Raw genomic sequence first — 15,464 nt, 5'->3', positions numbered from 1 at the left:
GGAGAGAGTGCGCCGCCCGAGGACGGCGCGAAAGGAATTAAGCGAACAGCGAGTAGAAGATAGCGGAGATGGCAATCAGGCCCATAATCACAACGAATACGTTGCTGATATGGCCGCTGTATTTACGCATCGCAGGCACTTTCTGAATCGCATACATCGGCATCAGGAACAGAATCATCGCGATAACCGGGCCGCCCAGGGTTTCAATCATTCCCAGGATGCTTGGGTTCAGGGTTGCAACTGCCCAGGTGGTCAGCAGCATAAACAGCGCAGTGATTTTGTTCAGCTTGTTGATTTCAATGCTCTTGCCTTTACCGCGCAGAGATTTAATCACCATACCGTTGAAGCCTTCACGTGCGCCCAGGTAGTGGCCCAGGAAGGATTTAGTGATCGCGATAATGGCGATAATTGGCGCCATCCAGGCAATCAGCGGTGCGTTAAAGTGGTTCGCCAGGTAAGAGAGAATAGAGATGTTCTGCTCTTTCGCCGCCGCCAGATCCGCCGGAGAGAGGCTCAGTACGCAGCTGAAGACGAAGAACATAACGGTCAGCACCATCATGATGTGCGCACGTGCCAGAATGCTGGAGCATTTCTTCTCTGCTTTATCGCCGTACTCTTCACGCTTCGCTACTGCGAAGGAGGAGATGATCGGCGAGTGGTTGAAGGAGAAGACCATCACCGGGATTGCCAGCCACAGGGTCAACAGCAGGCCGTTGCCGGTTGCGGAAGCGCTGCTCAGAGACAGGGTTTCCAGCGCTGCACCGTTCCACTGTGGGATCAGGTAGCAAGCCAGCAGCATCAGCGCCGCAACGAACGGGAAGACCAGCACGCTCATCGCTTTCACGATCATCTGCTCGCCGAAACGAACGATAGTCATCATGCCCACGATAAGGATCAGCGACAGAATAGCGCGCGGTGGCGGAGTCATCTGCAGCTGGTGCGTCATAAAGCTTTCAACCGTGTTGGTGATTGCCACGCTGTACACCAACAGAATCGGGTAAATCGCGAAGAAGTAGAGCAGGGTAATCAGTTTACCTGCGCCAACGCCGAAGTGTTCTTCAACCACTTCCGTGATGTCTTCACCCGGGTTTTTACCGGACAGGACGAAACGGGTCAGACCGCGGTGGGCAAAGTAGGTCATCGGGAAAGCGATGATCGCCATGATGATCAGCGGGATCAGACCGCCTACGCCTGCGTTGATTGGAAGGAACAGTACACCAGCGCCGATTGCTGTGCCGTACAGGCCAAGCATCCACATGGTATCCGTTTTGCGCCAGCCGCTTCGGGAATCAATCGAAGCAACGGTGCTGGTTTGAGTAGTTTCCATCTGTATCTCCTGGAGGAAGCGAATTGTCAGGTTTTTTTAGTCGAATCCGATAAAAAAGTGCCCAACGGTAATATGAAATTCGTTTAGTGACGGTTTTTATATAATTTTTGCCCGTAACTATTGGCGGGCGGAAAGATACATTTTCGTTATGAATCCTTCAGTGATCTTGATCCCAATTGCAATAATCCACTTTTGAGATGCATATCTTTAGACCATTTATCTGCTAAAAAAACTTCAAAGCGAATTTACGGGCGCGAAGGCTACCATTAACGACATACAGGCTGAAAGCGTTACCAGAGAGATAGGTGGCTTACGCTGTAAAGATGGTGATTTTCAGGATATTCCAGCAAATAACCTTGATTAGTGGTGATATTTTCCGGTTACACATTCCAGGTAAACGTTTGCGCACGTAGCAGAATGCGAAAAACTATAAGATTGAGGAATGATAGGGGTGTGTCTATATGCCTGATGACTATGAACAAGATGATGAGGGGCGCAGGGGAGGAAAATTGCCCGGCATGTTAACCGGGCAAAAGCAGATTAGGCGCAGATTTCGTAGCAGGGGATATAGGCAGAGCCCGGTAATTTCATACGATGCTGAGCAACGAAGCCCTGCAGCAGGTCGTCCATACGGCGCATCATTTCAGGATCGCCATGTATTTTATAAGGACCGTACGCCTCGATGGCGCGGATCCCGACCTCTTTCACGTTACCCGCCACGATGCCAGAGAAGGCACGACGCAGATCCGCAGCCAAAACTTCCACGGGCTGATCAGGGTAAAGTTTCAGGTTCGCCATATTTTCATGCGACGGTTCAAACGGGATCTGCAGATCCGGCGCGATACGGATAGACCAGTTAAAGCTGTAAGCATCGCCGGTTTCGCGGCGGTTCTCTTTGACCAGCGGCATCGCTTTTTTCATCTGCCGCGCCACTTCCGCCGCGTCATCGATGATGATGCGATAGTGACGACGAGCCGCTTCGCCCAGCGTATGGACAATAAATTCATCCAGCACGCGGAAGTAATCTGCACTCTCTTTCGGGCCGGTGAGGATCAGCGGCAGCACCTGACCCTTGTTCGCCGGGTGCATCAGAATGCCGAGCAAGTACAGCAGCTCTTCTGCGGTACCTACCCCGCCCGGGAAGATGATTATACCGTGCGCAATACGGACAAACGCCTCAAGGCGTTTTTCGATATCCGGCATGATAATCAGTTCGTTAACTAGCGGGTTAGGCGGCTCAGCGGCAATGATCGAGGGTTCGGTCATCCCGATAAAACGCCCCTCTTTGTAGCGCTGCTGGGCATGGCCTACGGCAGCCCCTTTCATTGGCGCTTCCATAGCGCCCGGGCCGCAGCCGGTGCAGATATTCAGTTCACGCAGGCCCAGTTGGGTCCCCACCCGACGGGCATACAAATACTCGGTTTCGTTGATGGAGTGGCCACCCCAGCAGACGACCATACTCGGCGCTTCGCCCACGTGCAGGGCACGGGCGTTACGTAAAATAGAAAAGACCAGGTTGGTAATGTGGGTCGAGCTTTCCAGATCCAGATGCTGGAATCGCCCGGCGTTGCTGATTTGGCCATTAACAAACAGGATGTCACGCAGCACCGCAAAGAGGTTCGCCTGCAGGGAGCGAATAATGCGCCCATCCACAAAGGCATCTTCCGGAGGATTAATCAGTTCCAGCTTCACGCCGCGTTCGCGACGCAGGACGTTAATGTCAAAACTTTCGAAGCGCGAGAGCAGCTCTTTGCTGTTATCGGTCAGGCTTCCGGAGTTCAGAACGGCAAGTGAACAGTTGCGAAACAGTTGATAAAGATCGCTGCTGGCCGTGCTTTTAAGCATGTCCACTTCCAGCTGCGACAACATATCCATAGAGCCAAGCGGGCTAATATGTGTAATCAAGTGAGCTCCTTATGGGACGTTTATCGTCATTCCCTGTTGATTACAATAGCCCTGGCTTATGACCTTTCACAACCTAAAGCGCGGAACAGACCGCGCATTATTGTGAAATTATTTACTTTACTGACGGACCAGGCGGCCGGTGGCCGGCACAAAATTGCTGTTACTGCGCCATGGATTGATATCCAGGCCGCCGCGGCGGGTATAGCGGGCGTACACGCTCAGGGACTCTGGCTGACAGAAGTGCAGAATGTCATTAAAAATCCGCTCTACGCACTGCTCGTGAAATTCGTTGTGATGACGGAAAGAGACGAGGTAGCGCAGCAGTTTTTCACGATCGATTTTGCCACCGCGGTACTGAATCTGTACCGAGCCCCAGTCCGGCTGATGGGTGATCAGACAGTTAGATTTGAGCAGGTGGCTCACCAGGGTCTCTTCCACTACATCGCCGCTGGCAGCATCTTGCAGATAAGCGGTGTCAAATTCGTAGTTGTCGATGTCGATGGCCTGCTCGTCGATACAGGTACCGTGCAGGTGGGCGATGGGCTGGCCTTCCAGTTCATGCAGGCGATAGAGCGCCACCGTCACCTTACCCTGGGCGCAGGCGCTTAAATCGCGCTGCAAGGTTTCTTGTACCTCTTCCCAGCTCGTGAATCGCGTCTGATTAAAGCTATTGAGATAGAGCTTAAAGCTTTTGGATTCCACCAGATTCACGCTGGTGTAGTCCAGTTCGACATGGCCCACCGCTACTTGCGGCAGGCCGCGCGAATTGAGCCATGAAAGCTCGTACAGCGTCCAGATATCACCGCCATGGAAGGGGAGAGCATCTGCGCTCAGCCCCAGCGGGTCGCGGTTCAGGCTACGCGGCACGCCCTGGAGCAGGCTGGCGTCATAGACATCACGATAATCGGTGGTTTTACCCAATGTTAAGCCCGTCAGGGCCTGATTTCCTTCGTAAGACATGTTTCATTGTCGCTTTAACGGTAAACTATAGAGCTGAGTGTATCCTGGCTTAAGTGAAGAGAGAAATCGGTGGAAAAAGAGATCGCAGCTGCCCTGAAGGGCTTTACCACACGTTATTGTGATGCCTGGCATGATCAAAAGGGCACCTGGCCGCAAAGCGAAGAGTACGTAGGGGTTCCCTCTCCGTGCATCATCAGCACCTGCGACGGCGCGGTCATCTGGCAGCCGCAACCTTTCACTGCTGAGCAGAATGTAAAGGGCATTGAACGGGCGATGGACATTGTGGTACAACCAGCCGTTACTGCTTTCTATACCTCACAGTTTGCCGGGGATATGGGCGCCAGATTTGGCAATTGCACGATGATGTTGCTGCAAAGCTGGAGCGAAACCGATTTCCAGCGTGTGCAGGAAAATCTGATCGGCCATCTGGTCACACAGAAACGCCTTAAGCTATCCCCTACGTTTTTTATTGCCACACTGGATAGCGAGCTGGACGTAATTTCCCTGTGCAACCTTTCCGGCAAGGTGATTAGAGAGACGCTCGGCACCCGCCAACGTGAAGTTCTCGCAAATAATCTTGCGGATTTCCTCAATCAACTACAGCCCGTCGTGTAATCCGGCATACTACTCGTCTTGTAAGAGATCTCTTACAAAGCTTGTGAGAGATCGCTGGAATCTTCTTAAGATAGTTTTTCAGAAAATTCTTTTTATCTTCATATAATCAACCATTTATATGGTAGCACACGCTGCTATTCACTTAGCGCCGCCTTCGTCAGGCTTACAGCATGCCTTGTAAGACGAAGCGGAATGGCGGATTCTATATTCGTTGACAGGAAGTCAACACCAGCAACGAACATCAGGATGATGGCGTTACTAAAGCAGGACACGTCAGGAAGGCGTTACAAGGAAGGCTTCTGGACGAAGCAAAGCGGAACACGCAGGACGCGTAAGGGACACCTCCAGGAAGGAGAACGAGAGCCGGTCAGGATGCCCGGTGGGTCAGGAAGGCCAGGACGTCTCAGGATGGACAATCACGCCAGGACGGTGTGATGCAGGATGCAGCGGTAAACGGATGACCAGGCCTTCGGGTCAGAGGAAAAGTTGTCACGGATGAGCAGGGAGCACGAAAAGTAGCTGGATTGCTGCGAAACGAACCGGGAGCACTGTTTTTACAGTGCTCCCTTTTTTTATTTCTGCGCGGTCTTTGCTATGCTGCGCGCCGTTCAGATTTTCAGTGGAGGTGATATGACCCATCACGAAAGCGTGCGCGCGCAGTTGCACGCACTCGAAGCCCTAATGCAGGCGCAGCAGCTCTGGCAAACAGCGGCGCCAGCGCCAGAGGCGTTTGCCAGTACGCAGCCATTCTGCCTGGACACCCTGGCACCGTTTGAGTGGCTGCAGTGGGTAATGATCCCGCGACTGCACGCTCTGCTTGATAGCGGTCATCCGCTGCCGCAAGCTTTTGCCGTTGCACCCTATTACGAAATGGCGCTGGATGCCGCCCACCCCGCGCGCGATGCGCTGCTGGCGGAACTCGAGGCGCTCGACGCCCTGTTCGGCGGCAAAGCATGATTGAAATCCTTTATCAGGATGAGTGGCTGGTGGCGGTGAATAAGCCCTCCGGCTGGCTTGTGCACCGCAGCTGGCTCGATCGCGATGAAAAAGTGGTGGTGATGCAAACCGTGCGCGACCAGATTGGGCAGCACGTATTTACTGTCCATCGTCTCGATCGCCCTACCTCTGGTGTCCTGCTGATGGGGCTTTCCAGCGAGGCCGGGCGCCTGTTGTCGCAGCAATTCGAACAGCATCAGATCCAGAAACGTTACCACGCTATTGTGCGCGGCTGGTTAACGGAGACGGCGACCCTCGATTACCCGCTGGTGGAAGAGCTGGATAAAATCGGCGATAAATACGCGCGCGAAGACAAAGACCCACAGCCTGCGGTGACGCACTATCGCGGCTTTGCCACCACCGAAATGGCTGTGGCTACCAGTAAATTCCCCACTACCCGATACAGTCTGGTGGAGCTGGAGCCCAAAACCGGGCGCAAACATCAACTTCGTCGTCATCTGGCCCATCTCCGCCACCCGATTATCGGCGACAGCAAGCATGGCGACCTGCGCCAGAACCGCAGCGCCGCAGAACATTTTGGCTGCAATCGTCTGATGCTGCATGCCAGCCAGCTGAGTCTGACGCATCCCTTCACCGGCGAGCCGCTGGTTATCCGCGCCGGGCTGGATGAGGTATGGATGCAGGCCCTGTCACAGTTTGGCTGGCGTGGACAACTCCCCGAAAATGAAAGGGTTGAGTTTGCTGCCGCCAACGTTCAGGATGAACAGCAAACGCATTCAACGTAGGGAGTCATGTATGGCTGAGGTCGGAATTTTTGTCGGCACGATGTACGGCAACGCGCTACTGGTCGCCGAAGAGGCCGAGACCATCCTTGGGGAGATGGGCCATAAAGCGACGGTGTATGAAGATCCTGAACTGGCCGACTGGCAGAAGTATCAGGGGCAGTTTGCGCTGGTCGTCACGTCCACTACCGGGCAGGGCGATCTGCCCGACAGTATTGTTCCGCTGTTCCAGGGGCTTAAAGATCTGGGATACCAGCCTGAGATGCGCTACGGCATTATCGCGCTCGGTGACAGCAGCTACGCCAACTTCTGCGGTGGCGGTAAGCTGTTCGATGCCCTGTTACAGGAACAGAGTGCTAAGCGCGTGGGCGACATGCTGATGATTGACGCCGCCGAGCATCCTGAACCCGAGAGCGAATCCAACCCCTGGGTTGAACACTGGGGCACACTTCTCGGCTAAAGGCTGGCCCTCCCGCGCCGGGAGGGCTTTCTATTGCGTCAAGCGACCTGTTTCACATTCTTCTCTTTCTTCCCCCCACTTTTTCACTTCAGCCACGTTTCCGTGAACTGCCTTCCATTGGGTTGGGCTTATGCCAAAAACAACCTGCATGCGATCCGCCAATGTTGTGGTGTTGCACGGTGAGGGAGAGGTTGCCCCTTTCTTATACTTTTCTCGCCAGTTAAAAAATATGCAGCCAACAAGGCAAATATGACCTTGAGTACAAAAACTGCAAAACACTAACACGTCATTCTGATTACCCTACAGGTTGTGCTGTTCAGAATGAACGTAGCGATAAAAGCTATGATTCAGGAGTGCAACAATGAGTACATTTAGCCACGCGGCAAGCAGCGCTGAGAAGCGCACTAACGCTCGCTACTGGATAGTGGTGATGTTGTTTATCGTCACATCCTTTAACTATGGCGACCGCGCCACCCTGTCAATTGCCGGTTCAGAGATGGCAAAAGATATCGGGCTCGATCCCGTCGGTATGGGTTATGTTTTCTCCGCTTTCTCATGGGCCTATGTTATTGGCCAGATCCCCGGCGGCTGGTTGCTTGACCGCTTCGGCTCCAAACGCGTCTATTTCTGGTCCATCTTTATCTGGTCCATGTTTACCCTGCTGCAGGGGTTCGTCGATATCTTTAGCGGTTTTGGCATTATCGTTGCGCTCTTTACGCTGCGCTTCCTGGTCGGGCTGGCAGAAGCGCCATCGTTCCCGGGAAACAGTCGAATCGTGGCGGCCTGGTTCCCGGCGCAGGAGAGGGGAACGGCGGTGGCGATCTTTAACTCGGCGCAATACTTCGCCACGGTTATTTTTGCACCGATCATGGGCTGGCTGACTCACGAGGTGGGCTGGTCGCACGTGTTCTTCTTCATGGGCGGACTGGGGATCGTAATCAGCTTTATCTGGCTGAAAGTGATCCACGAGCCGAACCAACACCCTGGCGTGAATAAAAAAGAGCTGGAGTACATTGCTGAAGGCGGCGCGCTGATCAACATGGATCAGAAAAGCGAGAAAGTAAAAGTACCGTTCAGCCAGAAATGGGGGCAGATCAAACAGCTCATCGGCTCGCGCATGATGATTGGCATCTATCTGGGTCAATACTGTATCAACGCCCTGACCTATTTCTTTATCACCTGGTTCCCGGTCTATCTGGTGCAGGCGCGCGGCATGTCGATTCTGAAAGCGGGCTTTGTCGCCTCTGTTCCGGCGGTCTGCGGCTTTATTGGTGGGGTACTGGGCGGGGTCATTTCCGACTGGCTGATGCGTCGTACCGGTTCGCTGAATATTGCGCGTAAAACCCCCATCGTACTGGGCATGCTGCTCTCCATGACCATGATCTTCTGCAACTACGTAAGCGCCGAGTGGATGATTATCGGCTTTATGGCGATGGCCTTCTTCGGCAAGGGCATCGGTGCGCTGGGATGGGCCGTCATGGCCGATACCGCGCCAAAAGAGATCAGCGGCCTGAGCGGCGGTCTGTTCAACATGTTCGGCAATATCTCCGGTATCGTTACCCCGATTGCCATTGGTTACATCGTGGGAACCACGGGCTCCTTTAATGGCGCGCTGATTTATGTGGGCGTTCATGCTCTGGTCGCCGTACTGAGCTACCTGGTGCTGGTGGGAGATATTAAACGTATTGAACTGAAACCTGTGGGAGAACGCGCCTGATGAACACTCAAGCAAGCCCCATTGTGACGGATATGCAGGTTATCCCTGTCGCCGGCCAGGACAGTATGCTGCTGAATATCGGCGGTGCGCACCATGCTTACTTCACCCGTAACATCGTGGTGCTGACGGATAACGCCGGGAATACCGGCGTCGGTGAAGCGCCGGGCGGCGAAGTTATTTATCAGACGCTGGTGGATGCCACTTCGCTGGTGGTAGGGCAAGAGGTCGCCCGCCTGAATAAAGTGGTGCAACAGGTACATAAGGGCAATCAGTCAGCAGATTTCGATACCTTTGGCAAAGGTGCCTGGACCTTTGAACTGCGGGTCAACGCGGTGGCGGCGCTGGAGGCCGCGCTGCTTGATCTGCTGGGGAAAGCGCTGCATGTGCCGGTCTGCGAACTGCTTGGTCCGGGCAAACAGCGCGATGCGGTCACGGTGCTGGGTTATCTGTTCTATGTCGGGGATCGCAACAAAACCGATCTGCCTTATCTGGCGCATACGCCTGGCAGCCATGACTGGTATCACCTGCGCCATCAGGAGGCGCTCTCCAGCGAGGCCGTGGTCCGCCTGGCCGAGGCGGCGCAAGATCGTTACGGTTTTAAAGATTTCAAACTGAAGGGCGGCGTGCTGCCGGGCGAACAGGAGATCGACAGCATTCGGGCGCTGAAAAAGCGTTTCCCTGAGGCGCGAATCACCGTGGATCCTAATGGAGCCTGGCTGCTGGACGAGGCTATCGCGCTGTGTAAAGGGCTGGGGGATGTCCTGACCTACGCGGAAGATCCGTGTGGGGCAGAGCAGGGCTTCTCCGGACGCGAGGTGATGGCGGAATTTCGCCGCGCCACCGGACTGCCAGTGGCCACCAACATGATCGCGACAAACTGGCGTGAAATGGGTCATGCGGTGATGCTGAACTCGGTCGATATCCCGCTGGCTGATCCCCATTTCTGGACCCTCTCCGGCGCAGTGCGCGTTGCGCAACTGTGCGACGACTGGGGCTTAACCTGGGGCTGCCACTCCAATAACCACTTTGATATCTCGCTGGCGATGTTTACCCACGTGGGGGCCGCCGCGCCCGGTAAGCCGACCGCCATCGATACGCACTGGATTTGGCAGGAGGGCGATGCGCGCCTGACCAAAAATCCTCTGGAAATTAAGAACGGCATGATTGCTGTTCCGGATGCGCCGGGTCTCGGCGTAGAGCTCGACTGGGATCAGATCCATAAAGCCAATGCGCTGTATAAAAAGCTGCCTGGTGGGGCGCGTAATGACGCAGGCCCGATGCAGTATCTCATCCCCGGCTGGACATTTGATCGCAAACGCCCGGCGTTTGGTCGCCACTGATTAAAAGGATTGAAATATGAGTACTTTTTCTACCCCTGTCGTCACCTCCATGCAGGTTATCCCGGTCGCCGGCCATGACAGCATGTTAATGAACCTGAGCGGCGCACATGCCCCGTTCTTCACCCGTAACATCGTGATCATTAAAGACAACGCTGGCCATACTGGCGTGGGTGAGATTCCGGGCGGTGAGAAGATCCGCAAAACGCTTGAAGATGCGATTCCGTTGGTGGTGGACAAACCGCTGGGTGAATACAAAAACATCCTTAACGTAGTACGTAGCACCTTTGCCGATCGTGATGCGGGCGGGCGTGGTCTACAAACCTTTGACCTGCGTACGACCATCCATGTGGTCACGGGGATTGAAGCGGCGCTGCTTGATCTGCTCGGTCAGCACCTGGGCGTCAACGTTGCCTCGCTGCTGGGCGACGGTCAACAGCGCAGCGAAGTGGAGATGCTGGGCTACCTGTTCTTTGTGGGCAATCGCAAACTGACCCCGCTGCCGTATCAAAGCCAGCCGGATGAGAAACTCGACTGGTATCGCATCCGTCACGAGGAGGCGATGACTCCGGATGCGGTGGTGCGTCTGGCAGAGGCAGCCTATGAAAAATATGGCTTTAACGATTTCAAACTGAAAGGGGGCGTGCTGGCTGGCGAAGAAGAGGCTGAGGCCATTACCGCACTGGCAAAACGTTTCCCGCAGGCGCGCGTGACGCTGGATCCCAACGGGGCCTGGTCGCTGGAAGAGGCCATCCGCATTGGTAAACAGCTGAAAGGGGTACTGGCCTACGCGGAAGATCCGTGCGGTGCCGAACAGGGCTTCTCAGGCCGTGAAGTGATGGCGGAGTTCCGCCGCGCGACGGGCCTGCCCACCGCTACTAATATGATCGCTACCGACTGGCGTCAAATGGGGCACACGCTCTCGCTGCAGTCGGTCGATATTCCGCTGGCCGATCCGCACTTCTGGACGATGCATGGTTCCGTGCGGGTGGCGCAGATGTGTCACGAGTTCGGCCTGACCTGGGGTTCACACTCCAATAACCACTTCGATATCTCGCTGGCGATGTTTACCCACGTGGCCGCCGCGGCACCGGGGACGATTACCGCTATCGATACCCACTGGATCTGGCAGGAGGGGAACCAGCGTCTGACCAAAGAGCCGTTTGAGATCAAGGGCGGGATGGTACAGGTGCCGTCGAAGCCGGGTCTTGGCGTTGAACTGGATATGGATCAGGTAATGAAAGCCCACGAGTTGTATCAGAAGCACGGGCTGGGCGCGCGTGATGACGCGATGGGCATGCAGTATCTGATCCCGAACTGGACGTTTGATAACAAACGCCCCTGCATGGTGCGTTAAGCCGCATGCCGGTTCCTGACGGGGCCGGCATCTCCTCCGATTATTCGGGTGTAAGCTAACGAGAGTTAACAGGCGTAAGGACGGCTTATGAAAATAGTGATTGCACCGGACTCATACAAAGAAAGTTTGAGTGCTCTGGCAGTCGCAACGGCGATTGAGCAAGGTTTTTGCGAGATTTTTCCCACGGCAGAGTACGTCAAACTGCCGGTTGCTGATGGCGGTGAAGGCACCGTCGAAGCAATGGTGGCCGCCACTCAGGGCGAAATTGTTCACGTGCGCGTAACCGGGCCGCTGGGCGAAAGCGTTGAGGGGTTTTATGGCCGCTCGGGTGACAAAGAGAGCGCCTTTATTGAAATGGCTGCGGCGAGCGGCCTTGAACTGGTTGCCCCTGCTCAACGTAATCCACTCAAAACCACCTCCTGGGGAACCGGAGAGCTGATCCGCCATGCGCTGGATGCAGGCGTTAACCATATCATTATCGGCATCGGCGGCAGCGCAACCAACGACGGCGGTGCCGGTATGGTGCAGGCGCTGGGGGCGAAGCTTCTTAACGCGCAGGGTGAGCCAATTGGCCCCGGCGGCGAGGCGCTGGAGAACATTTCACGCATTGATATTAGCGGTCTGGATAAACGGCTGGCCGGGTGCCGCATTGATGTGGCCTGTGACGTGACCAATCCGCTCACCGGCAAGGAGGGGGCTACCGCCGTCTTTGGCCCACAAAAAGGGGCGACCCCTGAGATGATCGCGCGGCTGGATAAGGCGCTGGAACACTATGCGCAGGTGATCGCCCGGGATCTCGACATTGATGTACTCAGCCTCGAAGGCGGGGGGGCTGCGGGGGGGATGGGTGCCGCACTCTACGCGTTCTGTGGTGCGCACCTGCGCCAGGGAATTGAGATCGTGACCGACGCGCTAGATCTTGATCGGCAGGTAGCCGATGCGGATCTGGTGATCACCGGTGAAGGGCGCATCGACAGCCAGACCATTCACGGCAAAGTGCCCGTCGGCGTGGCGAAAATCGCTAAACGTTACAACAAGCCGGTTATCGGCATCGCCGGCAGCCTGACCGCCGACGTGGGCGTAGTACATGACCACGGACTGGATGCCGTCTTTAGCGTCCTCTATACCATCTGCACGCTGGAAGAGGCGCTGGAAAACGCCAGCGAGAACGTTCGCATGACGGCCCGCAACGTTGCGGCGGCAGTGAAAGTGGGAATGGGAGCCTGAGCTCCCTTTGCTCCCGCTGGCGGTTACAACACCAGAATTTTGGTGGCTTCCCGCGTGACGTTATCCATCTCATCCAGCAGTTCCAGAAACTCAGGCTCCAGCTCGCTTTCCGGGGTGCCGGAACGTAACTGCTGTTCCAGTAGCTGACAGAGATTTTTCAGACGCGGTACGCCGCTATAGCCGCAGCTGCCATGCAGCTTATGGATGGCTTCAAGCAGATCCGGCGGATTTTCTCCAACCAGTTGTTCTTCCACCTTGTTGCGAATTTCCGGCAGGAAAGCGATCAGCATTTGCAGCATCTCCCTGGCGAGATCCGGTTTCCCCGCCGCCTGGCGTAATGCCAGCTGCCAGTCGAAGGTAGCGTTATTGTTTATCGCCGGCTCCGGGCTTTCAGGCGGGGCAATCCAGCTGGTGGTTGTCGGGCCGGGTTTGTAGCGCAGCAGCAGGCTATGCAGCTTCTCTTCATCGATCGGCTTGGCCAGATAGTCATTCATGCCTGCGCCGAGCAGCTTCTCCTTCTGTCCGGCCATCGCGTGCGCCGTAACGGCAATCACCGGCGTTTGCTGCTGGTGCGGCAGTTGACGAATTAGTTCGCAGGCGCGGATGCCATCCATGTCGGGCATCTGAATATCCATCAGAATCAGATCAAACTGCATCTGCCGGGCGCGCTCCACCGCTTTTGCCCCGCTTTCGCACAGTTCAATATGCTGTACCTGATCTTCCAGCAGTACGCCAATAAGCTTCAGGTTTGCCGGGTTATCGTCCACCGCCATCACCGTCATCGACAGCTTGCTCTCATCGTTCACCAGCGGCACGGCATAATGATTCAGACGACAATATTCAGTCAGTGCTGGCAACAGGCGCGTGGAGGTGAGCGGTTTTAACAGACAGGCCGCGGCGCCGTCATGCTTCAGCTCTTCGGCGTTAATCTGGGCGTGGCAGGGGAGAGCTAACAGCAGGTAATCGGTCATGGACGCGGCTTTTGCCAGCCGCTCCTGCTGCATGGTCAGTTCACCGGTAATGGTCACCGGGATCCCCATCAGTAGGATATCGTAATGGTCTTGCGGCAGCGCCGAGAAGGTCGGGCTGTAAATCACCTCCAGCGGGGTGATGCTGAGCACATCCAGCGTGCTCTGAGCCGCGGCGGTATTCGGCTCAACGTAAGCCAGCCGCTTGCCCCGCAGGCAGTCCATGACCGGGCCATCGGTCACCACGTTGGGGTTAAGATCGAGATTGATATGGAACCAGAAGGTGGAGCCCCGGTTCGGCTGACTGTGGAAGGAGATATCCCCACCCATCTCTTTCACCAGCTTCTGGGTGATGACCAGACCCAGCCCGGTACCGCCATGGCGCCGCGAGATACTGGCATCCGCCTGACGAAATGCCTGGAACAGCCGGGACTGATCGCGCTCAGGAATGCCAATGCCGGTGTCGCGGATCTGTACTTCAATCTGCACTTTAGTGTTACTGAGCGCGCGTTTCTCCACCAGGACGTCGATATTGCCGCTTTCGGTAAATTTAATGGCATTGCCCACCAGATTCGTGATCACCTGCTGTAGGCGCAGTGGGTCGCCAATCACGTTGTCCGGCACATCATTCTTGATGTTAAGCGTTAACTCCAGCCCCTTGTCATGGGAGGAGTGGGCCAGTAGCGTAACCACTTCATCCAGCGTGTTACGTAGCGGGAAGGGGATACTCTCCAGAATCAGCTTGCCCGCTTCCAGCTTCGAGAAGTCGAGCACATCGTTAATGATAGTCAGCAGGTTATTCGCCGAACGCTCGATGGTATGCAGATGATCGCGCTGGGTTGGATTAAGCTCCGTTTTCAGCGTCAGGCGGGTAAAGCCAATCACGCCATTCAGTGGCGTACGCAGCTCGTGCGACATATTGGCCAGGAACTCAGATTTAATGCGCGCCGCCTCCTGGGCACGCTTTTTGGCCAGATCCAGCTCGACGTTCTGGATCTCCATCTGTTCCAGGGTTTCACGTAAATCCGAGGTGGCCTGGTCAACGTTGTGCTGCATCTCCTCGTGGTAGGCAGCCAGCGACATCGCCATGGAGTTAATGCCGTTTTTCAACATATCCAGCTCGCCGAGCATAAATCCTTCAACGCGGCTATCAAGCTGACCCCGACGAATACGGTCAACGGTGTTCACCATGTTGCGGATAGGGCTAGTCACGTCGCGCATCAGGCGCCAGCCAAAGATCAGGGCGATACCGATACAGAAGAGCATCATCACCGAGGAGATGAAAATTTCTTTGTACTGCTGGAGCCGCACGGACTTAAGATCCAACTCCAGCGCCACATATCCCAGCATATTACTGCTGGTTTTCGCATCCGATACGGCGGATTCATCAGGCGAATAGCTTTCGGAGATAATCGGGGTGCGTAAAATCATGGTATCGCCGCGGCGCACCACGCTCAGCCTGCGGGGAAACGGCGTGTTATCCGGGATTTTCAGCGTGCCAGGATCAAGGTGGAAATTTGAGGTCACGAACAGACGGTTATGTTCGTCATAGACGGAAATGGCTCGCACGATCTCCGAATGACGCCGGTGTAACACGCTAATAAGCTGGCCGATTGACTCGCGATTTTGCAAGTTCATACCGTATTCACTGGAGACGGCCAGCGGTTCGATAATGCTGGCTCCTGCGTCTTCCAGCTGACGCTGCAGGTCATGATAGCGGTGCACAACAAAGAAGATGCTCAGAAGCAAACCGATGAGAACGGTCGGGGCGAGGATCAAAATCATCATGCGCGCACGCAGGCTGTAGTTGGTCATGGAGTTCCGTTATGGGACAATTAGAGTCAATAAGTTC

12 protein-coding genes are annotated in these 15,464 nt (G+C 55.4%); 8 read left to right on the top strand and 4 right to left on the bottom strand.

Features of this window, described 5'->3' with window-relative positions:
- Positions 1–37: 37 nt before the first annotated feature.
- The 3 genes from WFN75_RS15610 to queF all read right to left on the bottom strand — a co-directional run bounded on the left by WFN75_RS15610 (position 38) and on the right by queF (position 4,192).
- Positions 38–1,327 (bottom strand): HAAAP family serine/threonine permease, encoded by a 1,290-nt coding sequence (locus tag WFN75_RS15610; RefSeq protein WP_046887072.1) that lies wholly within the window; start codon positions 1,325–1,327, stop codon positions 38–40.
- A 540-nt stretch (positions 1,328–1,867) separates the two neighbouring features.
- Positions 1,868–3,232 (bottom strand): nucleotide 5'-monophosphate nucleosidase PpnN, encoded by a 1,365-nt coding sequence (gene ppnN / locus WFN75_RS15605; protein WP_336996457.1) that lies wholly within the window; start codon positions 3,230–3,232, stop codon positions 1,868–1,870.
- 117 nt (positions 3,233–3,349) lie between these two features.
- The gene (gene queF / locus WFN75_RS15600) at positions 3,350–4,192 is read right to left on the bottom strand and encodes an NADPH-dependent 7-cyano-7-deazaguanine reductase QueF (RefSeq protein ID WP_336996456.1); all 843 of its coding nucleotides are present in this window, start codon (positions 4,190–4,192) and stop codon (positions 3,350–3,352) included.
- Between the two features lie 69 nt (positions 4,193–4,261).
- Between queF and syd the strand changes: the two genes are divergently transcribed.
- From syd to WFN75_RS15560, 8 genes are all read left to right on the top strand, one after another.
- Positions 4,262–4,807: a SecY-interacting protein gene (gene syd, locus WFN75_RS15595; RefSeq protein ID WP_336996455.1), complete on the top strand. Its 546-nt coding sequence runs from the start codon at positions 4,262–4,264 to the stop codon at positions 4,805–4,807.
- 630 nt (positions 4,808–5,437) lie between these two features.
- Positions 5,438–5,764 (top strand): YqcC family protein, encoded by a 327-nt coding sequence (locus tag WFN75_RS15590; RefSeq protein ID WP_040074233.1) that lies wholly within the window; start codon positions 5,438–5,440, stop codon positions 5,762–5,764.
- Positions 5,761–6,549 (top strand): tRNA pseudouridine(65) synthase TruC, encoded by a 789-nt coding sequence (truC, locus tag WFN75_RS15585; protein WP_046887068.1) that lies wholly within the window; start codon positions 5,761–5,763, stop codon positions 6,547–6,549. Before WFN75_RS15590 ends, truC begins: the two co-directional genes overlap by 4 nt.
- A gap of 10 nt (positions 6,550–6,559) precedes the next feature.
- A complete protein-coding gene (locus tag WFN75_RS15580; protein WP_040074235.1) occupies positions 6,560–7,006 on the top strand; it encodes a flavodoxin in 447 nt (148 codons plus the stop codon).
- A 361-nt stretch (positions 7,007–7,367) separates the two neighbouring features.
- Positions 7,368–8,723: an MFS transporter gene (gene gudP, locus WFN75_RS15575; RefSeq protein WP_207292329.1), complete on the top strand. Its 1,356-nt coding sequence runs from the start codon at positions 7,368–7,370 to the stop codon at positions 8,721–8,723.
- Positions 8,723–10,063 carry an enolase C-terminal domain-like protein gene (locus WFN75_RS15570; protein ID WP_046887065.1) on the top strand — a complete coding sequence of 447 codons (1,341 nt, stop codon included), beginning with the start codon at positions 8,723–8,725 and terminating at the stop codon, positions 10,061–10,063. Before gudP ends, WFN75_RS15570 begins: the two co-directional genes overlap by 1 nt.
- A 16-nt stretch (positions 10,064–10,079) precedes the next feature.
- Positions 10,080–11,417 (top strand): glucarate dehydratase, encoded by a 1,338-nt coding sequence (gene gudD / locus WFN75_RS15565; protein ID WP_040074238.1) that lies wholly within the window; start codon positions 10,080–10,082, stop codon positions 11,415–11,417.
- An 87-nt stretch (positions 11,418–11,504) separates the two neighbouring features.
- The gene (locus WFN75_RS15560; RefSeq protein WP_336996454.1) at positions 11,505–12,644 is read left to right on the top strand and encodes a glycerate kinase; all 1,140 of its coding nucleotides are present in this window, start codon (positions 11,505–11,507) and stop codon (positions 12,642–12,644) included.
- Positions 12,645–12,667: 23 nt separating this feature from the next.
- Here the strand turns inward: WFN75_RS15560 and barA are convergent, their stop codons facing one another.
- Positions 12,668–15,427: a two-component sensor histidine kinase BarA gene (barA, locus tag WFN75_RS15555; protein ID WP_212476410.1), complete on the bottom strand. Its 2,760-nt coding sequence runs from the start codon at positions 15,425–15,427 to the stop codon at positions 12,668–12,670.
- Positions 15,428–15,464 lie beyond the last annotated feature (37 nt).

The organism is Leclercia sp. UBA7405 (genome assembly GCF_037152215.1).
GTDB classification, from domain to species: Bacteria; Pseudomonadota; Gammaproteobacteria; order Enterobacterales; family Enterobacteriaceae; genus Enterobacter; species Enterobacter pneumoniae.
Note: the sequence above shows the minus strand (reverse complement) of the source record. Positions and strands in the feature narration are given on the sequence as shown.